The organism is Bacillota bacterium (assembly GCA_013178125.1).
Taxonomy (GTDB): Bacteria; Bacillota; SHA-98; order Ch115; family JABLXJ01; genus JABLXL01.
Map to the genome: position 1 here is coordinate 227,833 of JABLXJ010000002.1, position 21,141 is coordinate 248,973.

At 56.1% G+C, this 21,141-nt stretch carries 23 protein-coding genes; all 23 read left to right on the forward strand.

The window, feature by feature from the left end; translation table 11 throughout:
- The first annotated feature begins 13 nt into the window (after positions 1-13).
- On the forward strand, positions 14-1,951 hold the full coding sequence (locus HPY71_03310) for a hypothetical protein (protein ID NPV52534.1): 1,938 nt from the start codon (positions 14-16) through the stop codon (positions 1,949-1,951).
- Between the two features lie 157 nt (positions 1,952-2,108).
- The gene (locus tag HPY71_03315) at positions 2,109-3,968 is read left to right on the forward strand and encodes an HD domain-containing protein (protein ID NPV52535.1); all 1,860 of its coding nucleotides are present in this window, start codon (positions 2,109-2,111) and stop codon (positions 3,966-3,968) included.
- Positions 3,969-4,033: 65 nt separating this feature from the next.
- Positions 4,034-4,840, forward strand: coding sequence for a hypothetical protein (locus HPY71_03320; GenBank protein NPV52536.1), 807 nt, complete (start codon positions 4,034-4,036; stop codon positions 4,838-4,840).
- 81 nt (positions 4,841-4,921) lie between these two features.
- Positions 4,922-5,974, forward strand: coding sequence for a hypothetical protein (locus tag HPY71_03325; protein ID NPV52537.1), 1,053 nt, complete (start codon positions 4,922-4,924; stop codon positions 5,972-5,974).
- Between the two features lie 129 nt (positions 5,975-6,103).
- Entirely contained in the window at positions 6,104-7,171 is a 1,068-nt protein-coding gene (locus HPY71_03330; GenBank protein ID NPV52538.1) for an aminopeptidase P family protein, read from the forward strand.
- A gap of 112 nt (positions 7,172-7,283) precedes the next feature.
- Positions 7,284-7,841, forward strand: a complete 558-nt coding sequence (gene efp / locus HPY71_03335) for an elongation factor P (GenBank protein NPV52539.1) — start codon at positions 7,284-7,286, stop codon at positions 7,839-7,841.
- Between the two features lie 196 nt (positions 7,842-8,037).
- The gene (locus tag HPY71_03340) at positions 8,038-9,096 is read left to right on the forward strand and encodes a stage III sporulation protein AA (GenBank protein NPV52540.1); all 1,059 of its coding nucleotides are present in this window, start codon (positions 8,038-8,040) and stop codon (positions 9,094-9,096) included.
- 22 nt (positions 9,097-9,118) lie between these two features.
- Positions 9,119-9,640, forward strand: a complete 522-nt coding sequence (locus HPY71_03345) for a stage III sporulation protein AB (protein ID NPV52541.1) — start codon at positions 9,119-9,121, stop codon at positions 9,638-9,640.
- Positions 9,641-9,766: 126 nt separating this feature from the next.
- Positions 9,767-9,967, forward strand: coding sequence for a stage III sporulation protein AC (gene spoIIIAC / locus HPY71_03350; protein NPV52542.1), 201 nt, complete (start codon positions 9,767-9,769; stop codon positions 9,965-9,967).
- 129 nt (positions 9,968-10,096) lie between these two features.
- Positions 10,097-10,483: a stage III sporulation protein AD gene (gene spoIIIAD / locus HPY71_03355; GenBank protein ID NPV52543.1), complete on the forward strand. Its 387-nt coding sequence runs from the start codon at positions 10,097-10,099 to the stop codon at positions 10,481-10,483.
- Positions 10,484-10,692: 209 nt separating this feature from the next.
- A complete protein-coding gene (gene spoIIIAE / locus HPY71_03360) occupies positions 10,693-11,829 on the forward strand; it encodes a stage III sporulation protein AE (protein NPV52544.1) in 1,137 nt (378 codons plus the stop codon).
- Between the two features lie 16 nt (positions 11,830-11,845).
- Positions 11,846-12,544, forward strand: a complete 699-nt coding sequence (locus HPY71_03365; GenBank protein NPV52545.1) for a stage III sporulation protein AF — start codon at positions 11,846-11,848, stop codon at positions 12,542-12,544.
- A 127-nt stretch (positions 12,545-12,671) separates the two neighbouring features.
- Positions 12,672-13,337 (forward strand): hypothetical protein, encoded by a 666-nt coding sequence (locus HPY71_03370; protein NPV52546.1) that lies wholly within the window; start codon positions 12,672-12,674, stop codon positions 13,335-13,337.
- Positions 13,338-13,375: 38 nt separating this feature from the next.
- Positions 13,376-13,966, forward strand: coding sequence for a SpoIIIAH-like family protein (locus tag HPY71_03375; protein NPV52547.1), 591 nt, complete (start codon positions 13,376-13,378; stop codon positions 13,964-13,966).
- Between the two features lie 120 nt (positions 13,967-14,086).
- On the forward strand, positions 14,087-14,611 hold the full coding sequence (gene accB, locus HPY71_03380; GenBank protein ID NPV52548.1) for an acetyl-CoA carboxylase biotin carboxyl carrier protein: 525 nt from the start codon (positions 14,087-14,089) through the stop codon (positions 14,609-14,611).
- An 85-nt stretch (positions 14,612-14,696) separates the two neighbouring features.
- Positions 14,697-16,061 carry an acetyl-CoA carboxylase biotin carboxylase subunit gene (gene accC / locus HPY71_03385; protein ID NPV52549.1) on the forward strand — a complete coding sequence of 455 codons (1,365 nt, stop codon included), beginning with the start codon at positions 14,697-14,699 and terminating at the stop codon, positions 16,059-16,061.
- A gap of 37 nt (positions 16,062-16,098) precedes the next feature.
- Positions 16,099-16,542: an Asp23/Gls24 family envelope stress response protein gene (locus HPY71_03390; protein ID NPV52550.1), complete on the forward strand. Its 444-nt coding sequence runs from the start codon at positions 16,099-16,101 to the stop codon at positions 16,540-16,542.
- Positions 16,543-16,694: 152 nt separating this feature from the next.
- Positions 16,695-17,234 (forward strand): alkaline shock response membrane anchor protein AmaP, encoded by a 540-nt coding sequence (gene amaP / locus HPY71_03395; GenBank protein NPV52551.1) that lies wholly within the window; start codon positions 16,695-16,697, stop codon positions 17,232-17,234.
- 5 nt (positions 17,235-17,239) lie between these two features.
- Positions 17,240-17,530 carry a DUF2273 domain-containing protein gene (locus tag HPY71_03400; protein ID NPV52552.1) on the forward strand — a complete coding sequence of 97 codons (291 nt, stop codon included), beginning with the start codon at positions 17,240-17,242 and terminating at the stop codon, positions 17,528-17,530.
- Between the two features lie 12 nt (positions 17,531-17,542).
- On the forward strand, positions 17,543-17,980 hold the full coding sequence (gene nusB, locus HPY71_03405) for a transcription antitermination factor NusB (GenBank protein NPV52553.1): 438 nt from the start codon (positions 17,543-17,545) through the stop codon (positions 17,978-17,980).
- Positions 17,967-19,196, forward strand: a complete 1,230-nt coding sequence (gene xseA / locus HPY71_03410) for an exodeoxyribonuclease VII large subunit (GenBank protein NPV52554.1) — start codon at positions 17,967-17,969, stop codon at positions 19,194-19,196. The genes nusB and xseA overlap by 14 nt, the downstream gene beginning before the upstream one ends.
- Entirely contained in the window at positions 19,126-19,422 is a 297-nt protein-coding gene (gene xseB / locus HPY71_03415; protein NPV52555.1) for an exodeoxyribonuclease VII small subunit, read from the forward strand. Before xseA ends, xseB begins: the two co-directional genes overlap by 71 nt.
- A gap of 32 nt (positions 19,423-19,454) precedes the next feature.
- Entirely contained in the window at positions 19,455-20,399 is a 945-nt protein-coding gene (locus HPY71_03420) for a polyprenyl synthetase family protein (GenBank protein NPV52556.1), read from the forward strand.
- Positions 20,400-21,141 lie beyond the last annotated feature (742 nt).

The following is a 21,141-nucleotide window of genomic DNA, read 5'->3' on the forward strand; positions in this document are numbered from 1 at the left end:
AGAGGAAGCTAGTTTGCTTGATAAATTCTTTATTGGCCTCACTTATATGGTGATCGTAAATGTTATCGTAGTCTACATTCTGGCTTTTCTTAAATTGTATGAGGCGCTTTCTCTGATAATCGTATACTTTCTTTTATATATTTTTTTACTCCAAAGGCGGGACCGCTCGCCGGATAAAGTAGCTAGAGCTTTGGGAATGAATATCGTAATTGGGCTACTGGACATGGCTGATAGCAGAGGAGGCATTAAAGGAGCTATCTACCAGGACATCAAAAGTCGCAAAGATATACTAGTAGCTAATCTTTTGGGTATCGTTAAGCGCCCATATATCTTGGCAGTCCTATTGCCTCTTTCATACATTGCGACTCTCCGTATAGCGCTAGTTGTAAGGACATGCATTTTGGGAGGTGCCCAGATGGCTGACCCTTATGTTCATCTGGTTTGGGCTAAATACCTTCAACGAAGTAGACTTTTTGTTGACCAGTTATATCCTATGGGATACCATGCCATTTTGGCTACTATTGGTACACTTTCTTTCATGGATCTTTACCACGTGATACGCTTTACTGGTCCTGTGGCCGGTATCTTATTCATCCTCACAATTTTCTATGTGGCCCGAAGCCTAGGTGTACCTGACATGGTTGCAATACTGGTGACAGTTATTTTTGGATTGGATATGCATCGATGGCTTCCTGCCGATTTTGACCGGCAACTGAGGGGGTTACCCATGGAGTTCTCAAGCATCTTCGTCCTACCCGGTCTATTGTTCCTGGTTCGCTACATATTTACCCCGCGCAAGGAAAATCTATATTACTTTTTCGGAACAGTTGCTGCCACTTCATTTATCCATCCATACAGCACCGGATATTTGGCACTTGGAACTCTTCCTATTGTATCTATGGGATGTTTGCTAAGGAAGTTGACTTTTAAAAATTTGGCTAGTCTTTGCCTGGCAAGTCTAGGCGGCATAGTATTGGGCAATCTGCCAGTCCTCCTCGGCTTTATTGGCGGCATCCCCACAGAGGGTTCTCTTACCTGGGCTACCTCTACAGTTGTACTCCCGGGCGGGGCCCCTGCCCCTAAGTCTATAAAGATATTGCCATTCATCGCAGGGTTTATCAAGGGTCCTTCTTGGTACCTTTTAGGCTTAGGTACAGCGGTTTTTGTTATCATATGCAATGGCCTACGCATGCTGATTCTCGGTAAGAATTCTTGGCAATCCGCCGCTCGCCTTTCCTGGGGATTTGCGGCAATTATAATGCTCATCTTCTACCGGCTCTCTGAGCTTTCTATCATAGCAATTATGGATATCTATCGTCTTTCTCTAGGGATAACCTTGGTATTGTGTGTTTTATTTGCATTTGCAATTAGTGAACTCGTGATGCTTTCATCCCTTTTGATAGACCATCGATTCATTACTGTGCTAGTCGGAATTACCATGGCCTACACAATTGTTTCACTTCCGCCATACTATCCACCTGTTACCTTGATTGAATACCCGGCTGCAGCAGAAAACTACTTTCGAATTAAGGCCCAGTTTCCCAAATTTGAATGGACTCTGGTAGCCCCTGTCGAGCAGTTTGAAGAATCATTGGGTTATGGTTATCATGTAGAACTATGGAAATTTTTTCGAAGGTATAGGATCGAACACGCCGAGGACCCGGATTTCGACCCTCCTATACCAACTAAATATGTCTTTTTTTTCATAGAGAAAGTACCATTAAAAATTTGGGAACGCGGGCTTAATCCGGATGATTTCCCCGGCCCTACAGAAAAATATTATAGAATCCCCGAGATGCGGGCAAATCTTGAACAGGAGGCTTATGTTTGGTGTAAAATTTTCCATAAGACCCATAAAAATGTTACTGTGTTCTACGAAGATTCCGAGCTAATAATATATCAGTACGAACATGACCCAACGCCATATATTGGTAAAGCCCCTCAAATCTAGGAATCTTTCTACCAGCCATGCCTGCAGAAGGGTGCTGGTGAAGAACACGTATCGTCGAATCATCTGGCCAGAGATCCAATAAGAATGTGGTATAATTAACAATATGAAACCTCAGGAAGGGGAGTAAAAAAGCAGGGAAGATTGGGGGAACGCTCCATTGCCAGCATCGTATATATCGGCAGTCTTGGCTCTATTACTAGTAGCTATCATTCTGGCTATTCTCCAGATTGCAAGAATGAGGGCGTTAACCGCCAAAATAAGGTCTGACAAACAGATGTGGCAGGAGCTGGCCTCGATAGTTGATATCAGGCTGAGCTTTGAGGAAGCCCTAGTCCGGATTATGGACATAGTAGCAGGTATCGTGGAGGCTGATGGCTACTATTTCTATATTCGTGAAGAAAAAGAGAATACCTTGGTGCTGAAGGCTGTGAAAAGCGTACCCACAGACGTGGAAGTGGGGCCCAGTTATTCTGGCCTGGTAGCCTCGAATAGAGAGGCATACAATCCGCCATTGGGACTTTCTCTAGATTCTCTACCGGACAGGGTGGCCATTGTGGGTGAGCAAACGGCGCCATTGCTCTCTATCCCACTCCGAGGCGAGAGGCTTGTGGGCGTGATCCATGTGGGGCCTTTAGCCTCGAGGAAGGTCGCTCCCAAACAGGTACAAGCCCTATCCGAATTGGCGTTTTTGTGTGCCAACATGGTAGCTTTGCTGGCCGAGCGGGATGGCTTGAGGCTCCGGATGGAGGAGTTTTCTGCCCAGTCGCAGATTTCAGCTACGATGATGCGCTCCACTTTTGAGGGCGAGGCTGCGATTGGGCTTTTTCTAAATCTGGGTTCCGGCCTGGTTGGCGCCGATGGCGGATTTGTGATTGTAAAAGGCGAACCAGGGAAGACCCCATGGGTGCCCGCATGCTGGGGATTATTGGAGGATGTCTATAGGAGCCTTTCTAGAGACCCTGCCGTGGCTAGTGAACTTCTCATGAAGAGGGATAGGCCTGAAATACTGACTGCTGAGGAAGGTGGCCGCAGTCGCATATCTTCCTGGCTGGCAGCTAGGGATATAAATTGCCTCTGGGTTATTCCGTTTGTCGCGGAGGGTCGCCCTGGCACCCTGGGTTACCTGTTTAAGTCCTTTAAGAAGATGGAGAACTATACGCGTCCTGCCCTGGAGGTCATAGCCCGGCGAATCGCTTCAACCATCCGGGACATCAAGATATACGAGGAAATGTTGCAGTCGTACCTGGAAACGCTCAGGTCCATTGTTGATTTATTGGATTCTCAGGAGCCGAGCACCGTCAACCATTCCACGCTCATAGCCAAGTATGCCAGGGAGATATCACTTATGATGGGATTATCCTCTGAGGAAGTGGAGACCATTTCACTGGCTGCTTACTTACATGACGTTGGCATGATGGGTCTGGGTGAAGATATACTCTTCAAAAAGGGCAAACTGAGCAGTAGCGAATACGAAAAGATTAAGGGTCACGCTCAACTAGGGGCCACGCTTGTTGAGCCATTGAGCAAACCCTTGCCCATTGCTCCACTTATAAGGCATCACCATGAGCGTTATGACGGCTGGGGGTATCCCGCCGGGTTGAAGGGTGAGGAGATACCGCTTGGAGCGAGGATCATCGCGGTTGCAGATACTTTCAATGCAAAGGTATCTTCCCGGGGTTACCGGGGGGCCCTGCCCTATGAAAGAGCCATAGCTGATATCAAGGCGGCTGCAGGGAGCCAATTGGATCCAAAGGTTGTGGATGCCTTTATCAAATTGTGGGATATAAAGCAACAGAAGCCTGAACGCAGGGGGAAGGCACTTGAGGATTGCTGGGTCATGAGACAGTGTCCGCCCCAGATTGCAGCCACGTGTCCTGCCTTTAAGTCTGGAGGTAATTGTTGGGAGATTCCCGGTGTGAAATGCCACATGCACGGGGATACCTGTGAGAGCTGTTTGGTGTATACAGAGTACCAATTTCGGCAACGGCGTCCCAAGCTCTCCGAGATCCTGCGGTAGTGACATGGGGAGAAGCGATCCCCCTGAGCTTCACTTGAGGGTGAAGATGTTTGAGGAGGGTGGCCATGATTGATGATTCGGTACGCCAGCGATTGGCTTCGGCCGCTAATTTTGCCATTTACTATGGCTTCGGCCAAGAGGAGTTATTGGCCAGTTTTGACCTGGTCATCCTGGAGCCAGCGGCATACTCTGAAGGGGATATCCAACGGATTCGCAGTCGCGGCACACTTGTGTGCGGGTATCTTAGCGTGCTGGAGATAAATCACTCCTTTGATTTCTGTCATGTTGAGCCCAGGGATTACCTGGTGATTGAGGGTCGCAGGAAAACCAATCCTGCATACTCTAACTGGATAATGGATCCACGCTCAGAGCATTGGACGCGGGTAGTTATAGAAATGGCGGAACGATGCGTAATGGCCAAGGGGTGTGACGGCGTCTTTTTAGATACCATTGGTGATGTAGAAGACCCCCTTTTACCGAGATCTCTGGCCGCTCAATTGGTGCCTGCTGCAGCTCTACTCACTAAGAAGATCAGAGAACGCTTCCCGCATGCGCTCTTGATCCAGAATTCGGGTATTGATACCCTCTACCGGTTTACCACTCCGTATCTCGATGGGATTTTGTGGGAGAACTTCCCACTGAAATGGCCTACGGATTATTGGTCCCTTAACAAACTCAATGAATTTGAGAAGATATCCAGCAAGACCGGTTTACGTGTACTCCTGTTGGCAAAGGTGAGAGAACCTATACCTCATGACATATCGTGGGAGGTTCTTAAGGAACTGCAAACCCTCGCATTGAAGCGCGGCTTCCTGTTTTATGCTGCTCCAGGAGACTATACACGGGGGGTAATCTTACTACGCGGGGAGTAATATACGGGGTCGAGGGAGGAAAAGCCATGTGAACATCGAAAAAATAAAAAGATAGTTCGTCATGGAGGGGGAAGCTTGGTTTTGAACACGGTTGAGGTGCGTTTTGGCTCCGTGTGTCACAAGATTTATCTTGCCGACGATCTTATCGAGCAGGCGGGCAGGATCTTACAGCGCTATAATTTCGAGCGGCACGCCTTGATTGTGACTGATAGCAGGGTAGGGGGAATATACAGTGGCATACTGGAAGGAAGCCTGTCAGGGGCGAGATACAGGGTTGATGTGGCGGAGCTCCCGGGGAGGACGGCTGAGAATGTTGCCGAGGCTGCAAGGATCGTGATCGATAAGGCCGGCGCCTGTGCCTTCAAGCCAGGTGGTGCGATCATCGCCCTGGGCGGCTCCACGATCACTCGCGTTGTGAGGTCATGCATCACCACACATTTCAAAGAAGCCTTCTTTGTCAAGGTGCCGACGACATTGTTTGACCAGGTCGATAGCTCGGCCATGAGATCGGATATAGCGCCGCGCGTGGTCCTTATTGATTTTACTACGCTGGAGACGCTGCCGGGACGGGAGCTCAGCAACGGCATGGCTGAAGTAATAAAATACGGGATAATCAGGGATAAATACTTCTGTGAGTTCCTCCAGGAAAACGCGGGCGCGATAAAGCGCCAGGACCAGGAGATGCTCAAGAGGATCGTCACCCGGGCGTGCGAGATCGAGGCGGCGGTATTCCAGGAGATTCCCGATTCTCAGGATGCCGAGCGTATCCTGAGCGTCGGGTGTGCCATCGCTGAGGCTGTGCAAGGTAGCGACGAGTCAGGGCAGTATAAGTATGGGGATGCCCTTGCCATTGCGATGGCGAGGCTTGTCGAGATCGGTGCGCGGATAGGGATCACTCCCCCTGAAGTAAAGGCGAAGGTTCACCGGATATTGAAGGCATTTGACCTACCAGTCCTCCCGGATAGCATCGACACCTCGCGAATCATGAGCGCGCTTAGCGAGATCCTCCCGGTGCATGAGAGTGAGACGGCCGGCGGCCCGGCTGTGGGCCTTATGGTGCCAAGGGCTATGGGCAAGGTGGAATTTGTCCCGGATATCCCGCTCCCGGTGATCGAGGCATCCCTGGCTGGATAGACTGGGAACTAGTGTGAGAATGGGCGCGGGTAGATACGCGGGTAGATAGGGATAGGGATAAATGCGCTGGATGTGAGCGAGATATGTGAGATATGAGATAATGGACAGGGGGTTGGGGTCTTGCAGGGGGTGGAGGCGAGGCTTGAGAAGGTTCGCGGGCTTCTTCGCGATAAGGGTATCGACGCGATTCTTGTGATGCAGCCCGAGAACCGCCGCTATCTGAGCGGCTTTACGGGGTCTGCCGGCGTCCTCCTTATAGGCGCCGAGTATGCGCTTCTCATAACGGACTTTCGCTACGTCGAACAGGCTCAAGAAGAGGCACCGGCCTTCAAGGTCATAAAATGCGGCCAGAAGATCTCCGATACCATAGCGGAAGTTGCGCAAAACCAGAACATCAGGTCGCTCGGCTTCGAATCCGATTTCATCACCTACCGCCAGCACGTCATGCTTTCCGAAAATCTGGGATTCCTCGACTTCATCCCGTATGATGGCACAGTAGAGGGTTTGAGGATGGTAAAAAATGAGGACGAGCTGGCCATGATAGCTCAAGCATGCGCCCTGGGCGACAGCGCCTTTTCGCATATCCTGGGGATGATAAGACCCGGCGTATCTGAGCTGGATGTGGCCCTTGAGCTTGAGTGGCACATGAGGAAGAAGGGCGCAGAGGGGGTTGCGTTTGATATAATCGTTGCCTCCGGGGCGCGGAGTGCCTTGCCTCATGGCCGCGCTTCCGGGAAGAGGATCGAGGCCGGGGATCTCGTCGTGATCGACCTCGGCGCCAGGTTTAATGGCTACTGCGGGGATATGACCCGGACTATTATGATCGGGCGCGCCACAGAGGAACAGCGAAGAGTCTACGAGATTGTCCTGAGCGCCCAGTTGGCGGCCCTGGAGGCCGTCGCCCCCGGGAAGAAGGGTTCGGAGGTCGATGCCGTGGCGCGGGACCGAATCGCACGCGAGGGCTACGCCGAGGCCTTCGGCCACGGGCTCGGGCATGGCGTCGGGCTCGCCGTCCATGAGGAGCCGAGGCTCTCCCCGTCCGGCGAGGTCGCGCTCGAGCCAGGAATGGTTGTAAGCGTTGAGCCCGGGGTTTACCTGCCGGACTGGGGCGGGGTGAGGATTGAGGACCTGGTGGCCGTTACCGGGGATGGTTGCAGCGTTTTCACTCGTTCTGACAAGGCGCTGATTGAGATTTGAGATTGAGAGATTGAGATTTAATAGTTTCCGCGGGCTGATGGAAATGATATAATAGGGTTGTTGGTTTCTATAATTGGAAGTTTTTGTATTTACATGGGGGTGCAGTGCGGGCATGATCTCGACCAATGATTTCAGGACAGGCCTCACCATCGAGGTCGATGGGGAGCTTTACACTGTCGTTGATTTCCAGCATGTGAAGCCCGGCAAAGGCTCGGCATTTGTCAGGTCAAGACTCAAAAACCTGAAGACAGGCTACGTTATTGAAAAGACATTTCGCGCGGGCGAGAAGCTTCCGAAGGCGCACATAGAGTACAGGGAGATGCAGTACCTCTATAGCTCGGGCGATGATTACTTTTTCATGGATATGACTACATACGAGCAGCTTTCCTTGAATAAAGAGAAGCTCGGGGATAATGTAAAATATTTGAAGGAGAATATGGTCCTCGGCGTGCTCATGTATGAGGGGACGCCGATCGGGGCGGAGCTCCCGAATTTTGTTGAGTTGAAGGTTGTAGAGACAGACCCGGGCATCAAGGGCGATACCGCCACGGGCGGGTCCAAGCCCGCCAAGCTGGAGACGGGCGCGGTTGTGCAGGTGCCCCTCTTCGTTAACATCGGCGATGTAATACGTGTCGATACGAGAACGGGCCAGTACCTCGAGAGGGTCTGAGGTTTGATTGATGGCACGGTGGGGCAGCCAGGCAGGACAGGTTTTGAGGTCAGGATAGGTCCCAGATAGGTACTAAGGTCAGGACAGGTTTTAAGGTATTGAAGGCCTGTCCTGATTTTTTTGTCATAAAATTCGTCTACAGCAATATCTATATAGGTACAGGGGGGGACGTGCCTTGGCAGTGCCTGGAGCACCGTTGCCTGCGTCCATCGACCAGGTTGCCGCGATCGTGCCCAATCGGGTCCGCGCCCTCCTGGCGGGCGTTGAGCCGGCGGTCGTGGCCGAGCTCGAGGAGATCCGGTTGAGGCTCGGGAGGCCCGTCATGCTGGTTACGCCGCGAGGGGACCTCTACCTTGCGAGGAGCGGCGGCGTTAGCGCGGACCCCGGTGAGGCCTATATATTCAGCCGTGATGATGCCGGCAAGACCCTGCAGTTGATGTGCTCAGGCTCGGTCTATGCTGTGGAGGAGGAGCTCAGGAACGGCTATCTCACGCTTCCCGGAGGACACAGGGTCGGCATCACCGGCCGCGCCGTGCTCGAAGGGGGACGCGTGAAGACTCAAAGGGACGTAACCGGGTTCTGCATCAGGATATCGAGGCAGGTCATCGGGGCAGCAGATAAGGTGATGCCCCACTGCGTCCAGCGGGGCGCGCGGGGCCGGGAGCGGTTTCTCCACACGTTGATTATCTCGCCGCCGAGGTGCGGCAAGACTACGCTCCTGCGCGATATGATACGCCAGCTGAGCAACGGGTTCAGGATCCCTGACGGCTCCGGTGGCGCTGGTGGCGCGAGTAGCGCGAGTAGCGCGAGTGGTACGAGCGGCGCGGGCTCGAGTATACGGGGTTTCAAGGTTGCTGTGGTGGATGAGCGGTCCGAGATAGCAGCCTGCTACCAGGGTGAGCCGCAAAATGACATGGGAGTGCGGACAGATGTGCTCGATTCATGCCCGAAGGCCGAAGGGATAATGATGCTCATCAGGGCGATGTCGCCGGATGTGATCGCCACGGACGAGCTGGGGAGGGCCGAAGATGCTGAGAGCATCGAGGAGGCTGTAAACGCCGGCGTGAGCATCCTTGCGACGGCCCATGGTTCATCCCTCGAGGAGCTCGCGAGGCGCCCCACCCTGAATAAGCTCCTGGGGTGGAAGGCGTTTGAGCGGCTCATCTTCCTGGGCCAGACCCTGGGTCCCGGGACCGTGGAGAGGATCGTTGATGGAATATCGGGCGCCGTCATCCTGAATGGTCCCGTCCGGTAGGCGGAGGCAGGAGGCTTGTTTCATGGTGGTGAAGTTGCTTGGCGTCGCGCTCGTTGTGCTTGCGTCGTGGCTTACCGGCAATGCCATAGCCAGTAACCTGCAGAGGAGGGTGCAGGAACTCAGGAGCTTGAGGCGCTGTTTTGCATTGCTCGAGACCGAGATCGCATATACAGCCACCCCGCTTCCCGAGGCCTTTCTCCGGATTGCACGGGGGGCGCCGCCTCAGATAGGCGCCATATTTGCGGGCGTGAGGGAGCTCCTGGTATCCTCCCAGGGTTATACGGCGGGCGAGGCCTGGGAGGCTACACTGAACCGAGCTTATGATTTTACGGCTTTGGATCGTGAAGACAGGGAGGTCCTCGAATCGCTCGGGAGATTTCTCGGGGCGTCTGGCAGGGATGACCAGGTGCGGCATATCAGGTTGGTTTGTGAGCAGTTGAGGGACCGCGAGGCGAGGGCGGTGGAGGAGGCTGAGAAGGGGGCTCGGATGTGGAGGTTCCTGGCCCTCGGCTCGGGGCTCATCGTGGTCTTGCTCCTGTATTGACCATCGGCGACAATTGATGACCGTTGACGACTATTGGCGCCCCCACCTGTCGCCATTCCGTATGGAGGATAGGTAGGCCGTAAGCCAGCCATTCCGTGAAAGCCGCACCGTGAAAGGGGCAGGGACATGTCGGAGATCGACCTGATTCTAAAGATAACGGGCATCGGGATTCTCGTTGCCGTTATACACATGATCCTGGAGCAGGTGGGCAAGAAGGACTATGCATTCATTGCGACCCTGGCCGGGACCTTGATTGTCCTTGCAATGGTGATGCAGAAAATAGGTGCGCTATTTGAACAGGTAATCGGCGTATTCCGGTTGTGGTAGTAGTAGATGAATTATTCTGGAATAGTGGTTCTGGAACCCGTTGTTACCGGTTATGGCGCTGGCTGCGGCGCTAGTTATGGCGCTGGTTGTGACACCCGGCAGCTGCGCTGGAGGGGAGGGGCGCGCGCTATGGAGATACTCAGGATCGTCGGCATATGTCTCATCGGAACGATCCTGACCGTCATAGTTCGCAGCAAGAAACCCGAGATTGCAATGCAGCTCAGCATCGTCATAGGCCTCATAATCTTCTCGATGATGCTGCCCAGGATAGGAGAGCTCATATCGATTCTCTCGGCGCTCGTCTCCCGGGCAGGCGTGGATAACATCTACTTCGTCACGGTGCTAAAGGTCATCGGCGTTGCATACATCGTCGGGTTCGGGGCGGAGGTCTCGCGGGATGCCGGTGAGAACGCTATCGCCTCCAAGATCGAATTTGCCGGCAAGGTTCTGATTATGGTGATGGCCCTCCCTATCATGATCGCCATACTCGAGACTATTACGCGGTTGATACCATGATTATGATGCCATGATTATATGGAAATCGAGGCCGTCTGGCGGGATGCAGACGCCCCGCCTTGCCAGCATGGAGCGGCTATTTGATGTAATTACAAGCGGTAGCCCGGGAGTTGGCCATGATGCTTCACTCCATAATGCTTCACCCTAGGATTCACTCTGGAGCTTGCCACAGAACCCTCTGCATTATCCCCTTTGCAGCGGCCTTGATTATGGCCGGATGGATAGTGGTCGCGCCCTCCGCCTGTCTGGCCTGGGATGATGTGGTAAATGAGCAGCTCAAAACGCTGGACATGACCGGCCTTGAGAGCTTCCTGCGAGATATCGATCAGAGTATGAGGGACTACTTCCCCAACCTGTCTCTGGCGGAAATCCTTCAGGCGCCGGGGGAGGGTAATAGGATCAATCTCAGCATCTCCTCTGTCTTTAGCGGGATCCTGCGCATGTTGGCCAGGGAGGTTGTGGCAAACCTCCGCCTGCTGGGGCAGCTTATCGTCCTGGCCGTGCTGTGCACCCTGCTTATGACATTCTCATCGGGCTTTGAGGCCCAGACGGTAACATCGCTCGCCCACGGAATGGCCTTTGCAGTGCTGGCCATAATGGGGCTCAATAGCTTCCACGTGGCGACGACACTGGCGGTAGCGACCATAGAAAACATGACGTCGCTGATGTATGTCCTCATGCCGGTTCTCTTCACGGCCCTCGCGGCCGTTGGCGGAGTTGCGACCGTGGCCGCCGTCAATCCCATTGTTGTCATGGTGGCGGGCGGGGTGGGCACGTTGATCAAGAACATAGTGTTCCCCCTGATCCTCCTCTCCATAACCGTCGATATTGTCGGCAGGGTCTTCGAGCGCGTTCAAGTCGGGAGGCTGGCCGGCCTGTTACGGGATGCGGCCGTGATGTCGCTGGGCTTTGCCCTTTGTATCTTTCTGGGGATCATGTCGATTCGGGGGATTGGGGCGTCGGTCGGTGACGGGGTGTCCATCAGGGCCGCGAAGTTTGTGAGCAATACATTTGTGCCCGTCGTGGGCAAGATGTTTTCGGATGCCGTCGGCGTCGTGGCAGGCTGTTCGCTCCTGATCCAGAGCGCCGCAAGCATAGCCGGCCTCCTCGGCATTGTGATGGTCTGTCTTCATCCCATCATGAAGCTGCTCGCGGTGGTCGTGATGTATAAGGTAGCCGGGGCGGTTACACAACCCCTTGGGGATGAAAGGCTGTCAGGCGCCCTAAACGCCCTGGGAAACGGGCTCATGCTGGTCCTCGTCACCGTGGCCAGCGTGGCGCTGGTGTTCTTTGTCTGCATCGCCGTTGTTGTCGCTCTCAGCAACATTACAGTGGCAATAAGATGATGAGGTGGCTGTAACCGTGATCCTCGAGGCCCTTAAGTCGTGGATAAGGGATGTCATCATAATGGTCTTCTCCCTCGCAATGCTGGAGGCGCTCCTCCCCCGGGGGGAAATCAAGAAGGCGGCGCGCATCGCTGTCGGGCTGGCTATAATAGCCGTTATCCTGGCCCCGCTCACGAGAATCCGTGATGCCGGCTGGGGGGCCTCCGCGCCGTTGCAGCTCCGGGAGGAGTGGCTTAATGGGGATGCCGGGCGCTTATCCCCGGGCATGGGCATGGACACAGGATCGGGCCCGGGCCGCGATGTGGATCCGGCCATGGCCATGAGCCAGGAATACATAGCCCGCGGTGAGGCGATGCGGGCCGCCGGCGAACGCCGGCTGACGGAGGAGGCAAGGAGGCGCATGGAGCGTCAGGTGGAGGCGCTTGTCGGGCTCGGGATGTCGCCCGGTGCCGGCGGCGCGCGTGGCGGCGCACGCGGCAGGAGCGATGGCGGCGAGGCCAGCCAGGGGAATATGCCTGCGGATATATCGGCAAGGGTTGAAATCGCCCCCTCCTCGGGCGGCCTGGCTGCGATAGAGGTTTCTATCAAGTGCGATAGGGCGGGATATGCCGGGGGGATAGCTGGTGGGAGAGATATAGATACGGAGAGGCTCAGGAGCCTCGTGGCCGACTTTTACGGGCTAGACCGCGAACGGGTGGCGGTCACAATTGAGTAACTACCGTTTGGGCACTAACCCCGGGTGCTAAACCTGAGCGCTAAACCTGGGAGCTGAAGCCGGGCGCTGAATCTGAGAGTGATAGCCTGGGAGCAATAACCTGGAAGCGATAAGGAAGTGAAGTTAAATGCCCTTCAACCTGCCCTTCAATTTTAAGGAGCCCCAGATTAAACCCCTATTTTTGATAATCCTTCTAGGGCTGATCGGGATATCCCTCCTGATCGCCGGGAGCAGCGTGCCCAGGTCTGGATCTGGCCCCGGCTCCGGCGAGATGGAGCGTCCCACCTCCCCGGGACGGACTATCATCGGGGGCGCCGGCCGGGGCCCGGAGGTGGATGGGAGCTTGCAGAGCTTCCAGTACGCCACCTCAGGCTTCTCAGGATCCGAACTGGATCGAAAGGCCCAGCTCGAAAGGAACGTGGCTGCTGCGCTCTCTGATATAAGGGGGGCTGGCAGGGTGACCGTGAGCATATCGTTTGCCGGGACGAGGGCGAATAAATATGCCTCGAATCTTACCAGGGAGAAGAAGACGACTGAAGAAAAGGATAGAGAGGGAGTGATGAGGATCACAACGGATGCCCGGGACTCGGACCAGCTGGCCCTAATACGCGGTGGGCCGCAGGGGCAGGAGACCCCTATATTGCTGGAAACGCGCGAACCCGAGATAAGGGGCGTGGTCGTCGTGGCTGATGGGGCGGGGAACCCTGGCGTGAAGCTCACCATGGCGAGGGCGGTGGAGACGCTCCTGGGTGTGCCTCCCCATAAGGTCCTTGTGCTTCCGAGGAGAGAGTAGAGGACGAAGACGGGTTGAGATGGGGTAGGTGAGCAGGCGTGAGGGTTCTGACCAGGAAAAGGATTTTTGCCTGGGTTGCCTTTATCGCGGCAGTGATAGGGATGATCGCAGGTGCGAGGATCATGGCCCCTCGCTGGCCGGGCGCGGCCGGCAAGACTGGTGGCGACGCTATCGGCGACGCTGTCGTGGATAGGACCGGCATGGTACAAGAGGAATCCAAGGCGCCGGGGGAACCCGAGGCGATAATGGCGATGGCGGCCGGGCCCCGCGACTTCTTCGCAGAGTCCCGCCTCGAGAGGGACCGGGCCCGTTCGAGGCGCATGGAATTACTACAGGATATGCTCGAGAGCTCGCCCGAGGGGTCCCAGGAGCGCGCCGCCATCCAGCGGGAGTTGCTGAGGATGTCGGCTGCGATGGAGAACGAGGAACGGATCGAGGCGCTGATCAGGGCCAGGGGCTACGTTGACGCCGTCGTCTTTGTCTCAGACAATTCATGTGATATCATAGTTGAGACGTCATCGGGCCTGACCCAGGTTGACGCCCGGCAGATCGGGGATATGGCCGCGCGCACGACGGGCCTTGCGCCCCAGACTATCACCATAACGGAGAGAAGGCCGGGCCAGGGTTGATGACAGGAATAATCAGCGAAAGCAGGAAATACTATGTTCGCGGTGAATATACGAAGACATGGGACGAAAACTATGCTTGGATCGGAAGATTTTCCCGACCGGGAGGTATTGAGTCTTCACATGGGTTTAGAGGATGTTCGCCGCGAACTTAAAGAGATTATAAGGGTGCTAAAGGGAACAGATGTTTCCGAGTTAGATATCGAGACCGAGGGCCTGAAGATCACCATAAAACGCGGCTTCGCGGAGGCGCAGGCCGGCGCGCAGCCCAGGCCTGCGCCGCCTGTGATGGTCAGCCAGGAACCGCCCGTCGTTAAAGCCCCGGCTGGCGAGGTTGAGCCCGCTCCTGAAAGGCTTGCCCCGCCGGCCGGGAGGGGTGCGGGCGCTGAGGAACCGGGGAAGAAGGATTACCTGACGATAATTGCCCCGATGGTCGGCACTTTCTACCGGGCCCCCTCTCCAGAGGAACCCCCGTATGTGGAGGTCGGCGACATTGTTGAGCATGGCCAGACGGTCTGCATTATTGAGGCCATGAAGCTCATGAACGAAATACAGTCCGAGGTCAGGGGGAGGGTGGTCGAGATATCCGTTGAGAATGGTGAGCCCGTTGAATATGGCCAGGTGCTTTTCAGGCTGGAGCGATTGTAGACAGGCCCAGGCTGGATTGGACAACATTACTCTAACATTATTACTCTAACATTATTACTCTATGGATGGCGAGGTACATGAAGCAGTGTTTGACAAGATCCTGATTGCCAATCGTGGCGAGATCGCTTTGAGGATCATGAGGGCGTGCTGGGAACTGGGCGTAAAAACCGTGGCAGTCTATTCCGAGGCCGACGTGGACTCCCTTCACGTCCGGTTGGCGGATGAGGCCTACTGCATCGGCCCGGCCCCCAGCGCCAGGAGCTACTTAAACATCCCCAACATAATCAGCGCGGCGGTGCTCTCGGGGGCGGATGCCATCCACCCGGGTTACGGGTTTCTAGCGGAAAATGCATATTTTGCTGAAATATGCGCTTCGCATGACATCAAGTTCATAGGGCCGGCGGCGGGGGCTATTGAGGCCATGGGGGACAAGGCGGAAGCCAAGAGGACGATGAAGGCCGCGGGGCTCCCGATAATACCAGGCACGGATGGGGTCGTTGAGGATGAGAGGGAAGCCATGCGTTTCGCGGGTGAGATTGGGTACCCCGTAATAGTCAAGGCGGCCGGCGGCGGGGGCGGCAAGGGCATGAGGATAGCCCGGAGTAGGGAGGAGCTGGAAAAGGCCATAAAGGTCGCCCAGGTCGAGGCCAACGCCGCATTCGGGACCCCCGCCGTATACGTGGAGAAGTTCATCGAGAAGCCAAGGCATATAGAGGTCCAGCTCCTCATCGACGAGAAGGGGAACGCGATTCACCTCGGCGAGCGCGATTGTTCTCTGCAAAGGAAGCACCAGAAGGTGCTGGAGGAGGCGCCCTCACCTGTCGTCACCAGCAGCCTCCGGAAAAAGCTCGGGGAGCTTGCGATAAAGGGGGCCCGGGCCGCCGGTTACACGAGCGCCGGGACCATTGAGTTTCTTGTAGACAGGGATGGCAATTTTTATTTTATGGAGATGAATACGCGCATTCAGGTGGAACACCCTGTCACCGAGTTCATCACCGGCATCGACCTGGTGAAACACCAAATCCGCATTGCAGCCGGCGAGGAGCTCGGCCTCTCCCAGTCTGACATCAAGATCACGGGCCATGCCATTGAATGCAGGATCAACGCGGAGGACCCTGCCCGGGGTTTCTTGCCCTCGCCGGGCACCGTCGATTTTTATCATGTCCCCGGCGGCCCGGGCCTCAGGGTTGACAGCGCCCTCTACCAGGGCTACACCGTGGTCCCATTTTACGATTCCATGGTCGCAAAGGTTGTGGCCTGGGGGAAGGACCGGGAGGAGGCTATAGCGAGGATGGACCGCGCGCTGGATGAAGTCATAATCGACGGGATAGCAACCAACCTGGATTTCCAGAAGAGGATCGTGAAGAGCCGGGCCTTCCGGGCGGCGAGGATTTACTCCGATGATGATATTCTATCCATTCTTGGCAGGGAGGGCCGTTCGTTGTCATAAAAAACAAAGACTGGTATAATATACTTGATAGGATGGGATGCTTTCCAGTAAACCCTATTGGGGGGTGGCGAAGGTGGAGAACGAGACCAGCATAGAAGCGGTCGGCCGGGGGGAAGAGCTAGGTAGCGTACGCATAGCAAACGAAGTCGTCGGGGTCATTGCCGGCCTGGCGGCCACGGAGGTTGAAGGGATCGCCGGGATGAGCGGCGGCGTTGTGGGTGGGATAGCGGAGATCCTGGGCAGGCGCAACCTTGCTAAGGGCGTCAAAGTCGAGGTGGGGGAGAAGGAGGCAGCTGTTGATCTCTTCGTGATCGTGGATTACGGCGTGAGAATCCCCGATGTGGCCTGGAAGGTCCAGGAGAACGTCAAGAGGGCTATTGAGAGCATGACGGGCCGGGAGGTTGTTGAGGTAAACGTCCACGTGCAGGGCGTGCATTTCTCGCAGGAGGAGAAGGGCGAGCCACAGCAGCGCGTGCGGTAGCGGGAGCGGGATCGACCGGTACGACATCGACCGGTATGACGGGATCGGGATATGGAATGGAGATGATCAGTGGAGATGACCAGATTGTAATGGCCGGGTTGCGATGAGTTTGATGAGTTTTCTAATGTGTTTAAGGAAAGGAGCGCACCCCTATGAGGACCCTGGATAGGCTCATAGTAATCTTGGCTGGTCTTGTTTTAGCAGCATTCGCGCTTGTCATGTTTGGTCTTATCTCAAACGGGTACTTTCTCGATAGGGCCCTGGTATTGATTGAGGCATGGGGAAGGGGAGCGCGCGGGGGTCTTGCCGCCATAGCTTTTGTGGCGCTTTTGATCGGCGTTTACCTCTTGGAGCTCGGCTTTCGCACGAGGCGCGGTCCTCGTGCGATCGTAAGAGGGACAAGCCTCGGTGATGTGAGCATCTCGCTCGCGGCGATAGAAAACCTCGTGAGGCGGGCGGCAAGGCAGGTAAGGGGAATACGGGAGGTTGACACGTTTGTCAACGCATCGTCGGAAGGCATTGAGGTGGTGCTATCGGTGCTTGTAGCCCCGGACCTGAATATCCCCGAGATATGTGACGAAACCCAGGCGCGCCTTGAACAGTACATCCGGGAGACGGTTGGCGTGGAAGCGACCAGGATTAAAGTCAACGTGCGAAACATCGCCGCCGAGAATAGGGCCCGGGTTGAGTAGAGGACATGGGAAACGCATGGGATAGGGAAGCATGGCAGGGAAGCACGGAAAGAGGTGTAGGCAGGATGCGCCCTGAGATCGTCGAGTTGATTCGCATCCTTATCGAGCACCGTGGTAAGGTTTTCGGCACCTTTTTGGGTTTTATCGTGGGCATTATCGTGATTTTTTACGGGTGGTTCGATGCAATCTCCTTTGCCATCTGCGTGATGGTTGGCTACCTCCTCGGGAGGCAGGCTGACAAGAAGGAGACCTTGAAGGAGTTCTTCGAAAGGGTGCTCCCACCAATAGAGAGATAGGGTGAGGAGTCTGTGACAAGGCGTGAAATAAGAGAGGTGGCGCTAAAGGCGCTTTACCAGGTTGATATCGCTCGCACCCCGGTCGAGGATGCCCTGAAGTGTGCCTTATCGTCGGAGCCGGGTGGGCGCAGAATCCCCGAGGCGAACGAGAGGTTTCTCACGACCCTGGTATCGGGCACCGCGCAGAACCTCGCGAGCCTCGATGAGATCATATCCAGGTTTGCGCGCGGGTGGGCTATCGAGCGGATGGGATCTATCGACCGGAATGTCCTGCGCATGGCGGTGTATGAGATGCTCTATATGGATGAGACCTCTCATGGGGTTGCTATAAATGAGGCCGTGGAGCTTGCCAAGAAATACGGCGATCAGGACTCCGGCAAGTTCGTAAACGGGATCCTGGCGAGCGTTGCACGGGAGATGGTTGACAATAGGGACAATGCCGGGAATTAGGGTTTACACGGTAAGCGAAGTGAATCGCTACATAGGTGCGCTCCTCGAGAGCGACGATATCCTCTCGGGCATATGGGTAAGGGGAGAGATATCCAATTTCAACCACCACACTTCGGGGCACATGTACTTCAGCCTCAAGGACGATGCAGGCAGGCTCAAGTGCGTGATGTTCAGGACCTGGAATAGCAAGCTCTCATGTAAGCTCGGGGACGGGATGTCGGTATTTGCCTATGGCTCGATAAGGGTATACGATAGGAATGGGGATTACCAGCTCTATGTCGAAGAGATCGAGCCTGCGGGGCTTGGTTCGCTCTACCTGGCTTTCCTGCAGCTGAAGGAGAAGCTCGAGAGGGAGGGCCTGCTCGCCCCAGGGCGAAAGAGGCCCCTGCCGGCCTTTCCTTCCGTGGTTGGAGTGGTGACGTCCCCCACGGGCGCAGCTATCCGGGATATCGTGACCGTGCTGCGCCGGCGCTGGCCTGGCGTCACGGTGGTGTTGTCGCCGGCGCTGGTCCAGGGCGATGGCGCCCCTGAGAGCATTGTAAACGCTATAGATGCTATAAATGAGTATTCAGAGGAGCAGCATGCTGTCGATGTCCTGATTGTGGGACGCGGTGGCGGGGCGATCGAGGAACTGTGGGCGTTCAATGATGAGAGGGTTGCCAGGTCCATCGCCGGCTCGAGGATACCGGTCATATCAGCCGTCGGCCACGAGACGGATTTCACCATAGCCGATTTCGTTGCGGATAAGAGGGCTCCAACCCCGTCCGCCGCAGCGGAAATGGCCGTCCCGGATGTGATCGAGCTTGCCAGGCGGCTCGGGGTGAGCGCGGCCCGCATGCGCGGCGCCGTTGAGGAGAGGCTACGCGCGTACAGGCAGGCCGTGGATGAAGAGATAAGGGCCATCATGGCCTCTGTTGACTATTCCATAAGGTTGCGGCGCGAGAGGCTTGCGGCCCTCGCAGGCAGGCTGCATGCTCTGAGCCCGCTCGCAACCCTGGCGAGGGGCTACGCCATCTGCCGGACCCTGCCGGGGCGCGTTGTTGTCCGGGCTGCGCGCGAGGTTGCCGTTGGCTCGGATGTCGAGGTCATCCTGGCTGATGGCCGGATAGAGTGCGGGGTCAAGTTCGTCGAGGAGGTGTGTGCGTATGGCATTGGAAACGAAAAGGCCGGTGCCGGATTCAAGCAGCCTGAGCGATTTAAGCGGTCCGAGCTTTGAAGAGGCGATGAAGAGGATCGAGGAGATCGTCGCGGCGCTCGAGGATGGACAGGCTGATCTTGATAAATCCCTGGCTCTTTTTGAGGAAGGGATGGGGCTTTTTCGGTTTTGCACGCAGAAGCTCGATGAGGCCGAGGGCAGGATTCTCATGCTGGTCAGGGATGCCGACGACGGCGATAGGAAGCCTCTTGTGAGGCCCTTTGAGGTCGAGGAAAGCGCAGGTTAATGTTGCTGGAAAGCGCGGGTTGATGCGGGTTGATGCCGGTAATGAAGGATTTCTCATCGAGTTTCTTATCGAGTTATGTAGCGGACAGGGTGGAGGCCATCAATTCGGCCCTCGCGGAGTTCATTGCGGACCTCAAGACCGGCGGGTCCCCGGTTTACGATGCCATACACTACAGCCTGTTCCCCGGGGGTAAGCGGCTCAGGCCCATACTGACCCTGGCTGCGGCCGAAGCGCTCGGCGCTGCCTATAGCCGGGCGATACGCCCGGCGTGCGCCCTGGAGCTCATCCACTCATACTCCCTCATTCACGATGACCTTCCCTGTATGGACGATGATGATTTCCGCAGGGGGCGATACACAGTCCACAAGGCGTTTGGCGAGGCCATGGCCCTTCTCGCCGGTGATTCCCTCATCTCCCTCGCCTTTGAGATATTATCCTCACCCGGGGCCGTTGCCGAGCTCGGGGCTGAAACATGCGTGAGGCTAGTTGAGGAATTGGCCCGGGCCTCGGGCGGGCTCGGCATGGCCGGCGGACAGGCCATGGAGCTTTTGTATACCAGTGGCAGCGGCAGCGGCGACGGTGCTGTAACTGAAGCGGGGCAGGGAAGCGAGGCGGTGCGCTCCGAAAAACTCGGAAAGATTGAAACGCTTGAGACTGTGGCCCGGTTCAAGACGGGGGCGCTTTTCAAGGCATGCCTCCGGTGTGGGGCAATAGCAGCAGGCTCGAATGAGCGCGCGCTCGAGGCGCTGAGCAGATTTGCCGAATACTTCGGCCTTGGTTTTCAGGCCGCGGACGATCTTGCGGATATGAACTCGGACGAAGACAGCATCTCGCTGGCAAGGGCATACGGGGCTGACAGGACGCGCTCGCTGATCCGGGAGCTCAGGGATCGCGCCGTATCGGAGCTTGATTTCCTGGGCGAGCGGGCGAGGGTTCTCCGTTCGCTAGCAGACTATTTGCTCATTGCCTCTGCGTAATGTTCATTGCCTCTGCCTGATGCCGTGCTGCGCAAGAGCGAGTCGCACGGGGGCAGGGGACTTTTGATTCGTCTGGCCTCAGCTATCACCGGTCCCTGGCTCCCGGCCCGGCTCTGGCTTGCTCCGGCTGGCTCTGGCAAACTTGCAGTGCAGGCGGGTTTATGTTATAATCTGAAATGCTAACGGCAGGTGGCACAGTATCCTAGTCGGCATGCCCATCTTTGAGGACGGGCCTAAAAATCCGTCGAGGGCACATCGATGAAGTCCCTGGTGCCGGCTGCCGACGCCCAGTCGGGGGTCGGTGCTGGGGGTTAAGGAGATAGGGCGATCTACAATGGCATGTAGGCGTTGACCCTGTCTCCGTGGAGGCCCAAGTACGTGGGGGGTCGCAGTTCCCGCGCGTTGCGCTGGGACGCGTAACTACGGCTTGGGGTTAACCTGCACAGCGGTGCGAGCGTGTGCGTTCGATAGGACCGTACATATCGCGCTGGGTGCAGTGTAGCCTGCCTTGAGTGGCCAGAGTGGGATAGCGGCATCTTGCAGCTTGAAACCCTGGCTGCAAAAGAGGCTAGAGGATGGAGCGTGTTGGTGGGGAAAACTCCTAGGCTGTCCACAGCAAGTGGGGCACGCTGGGGATTACAGTGTGGACTAAGTGGTAATCTAGCATCCCTGGTGGCGACACGGGGAAACGATCGTAAAGGGAAACCGCCTGGCGGCAACGCGCAGGAGAATCGTTCTGGGA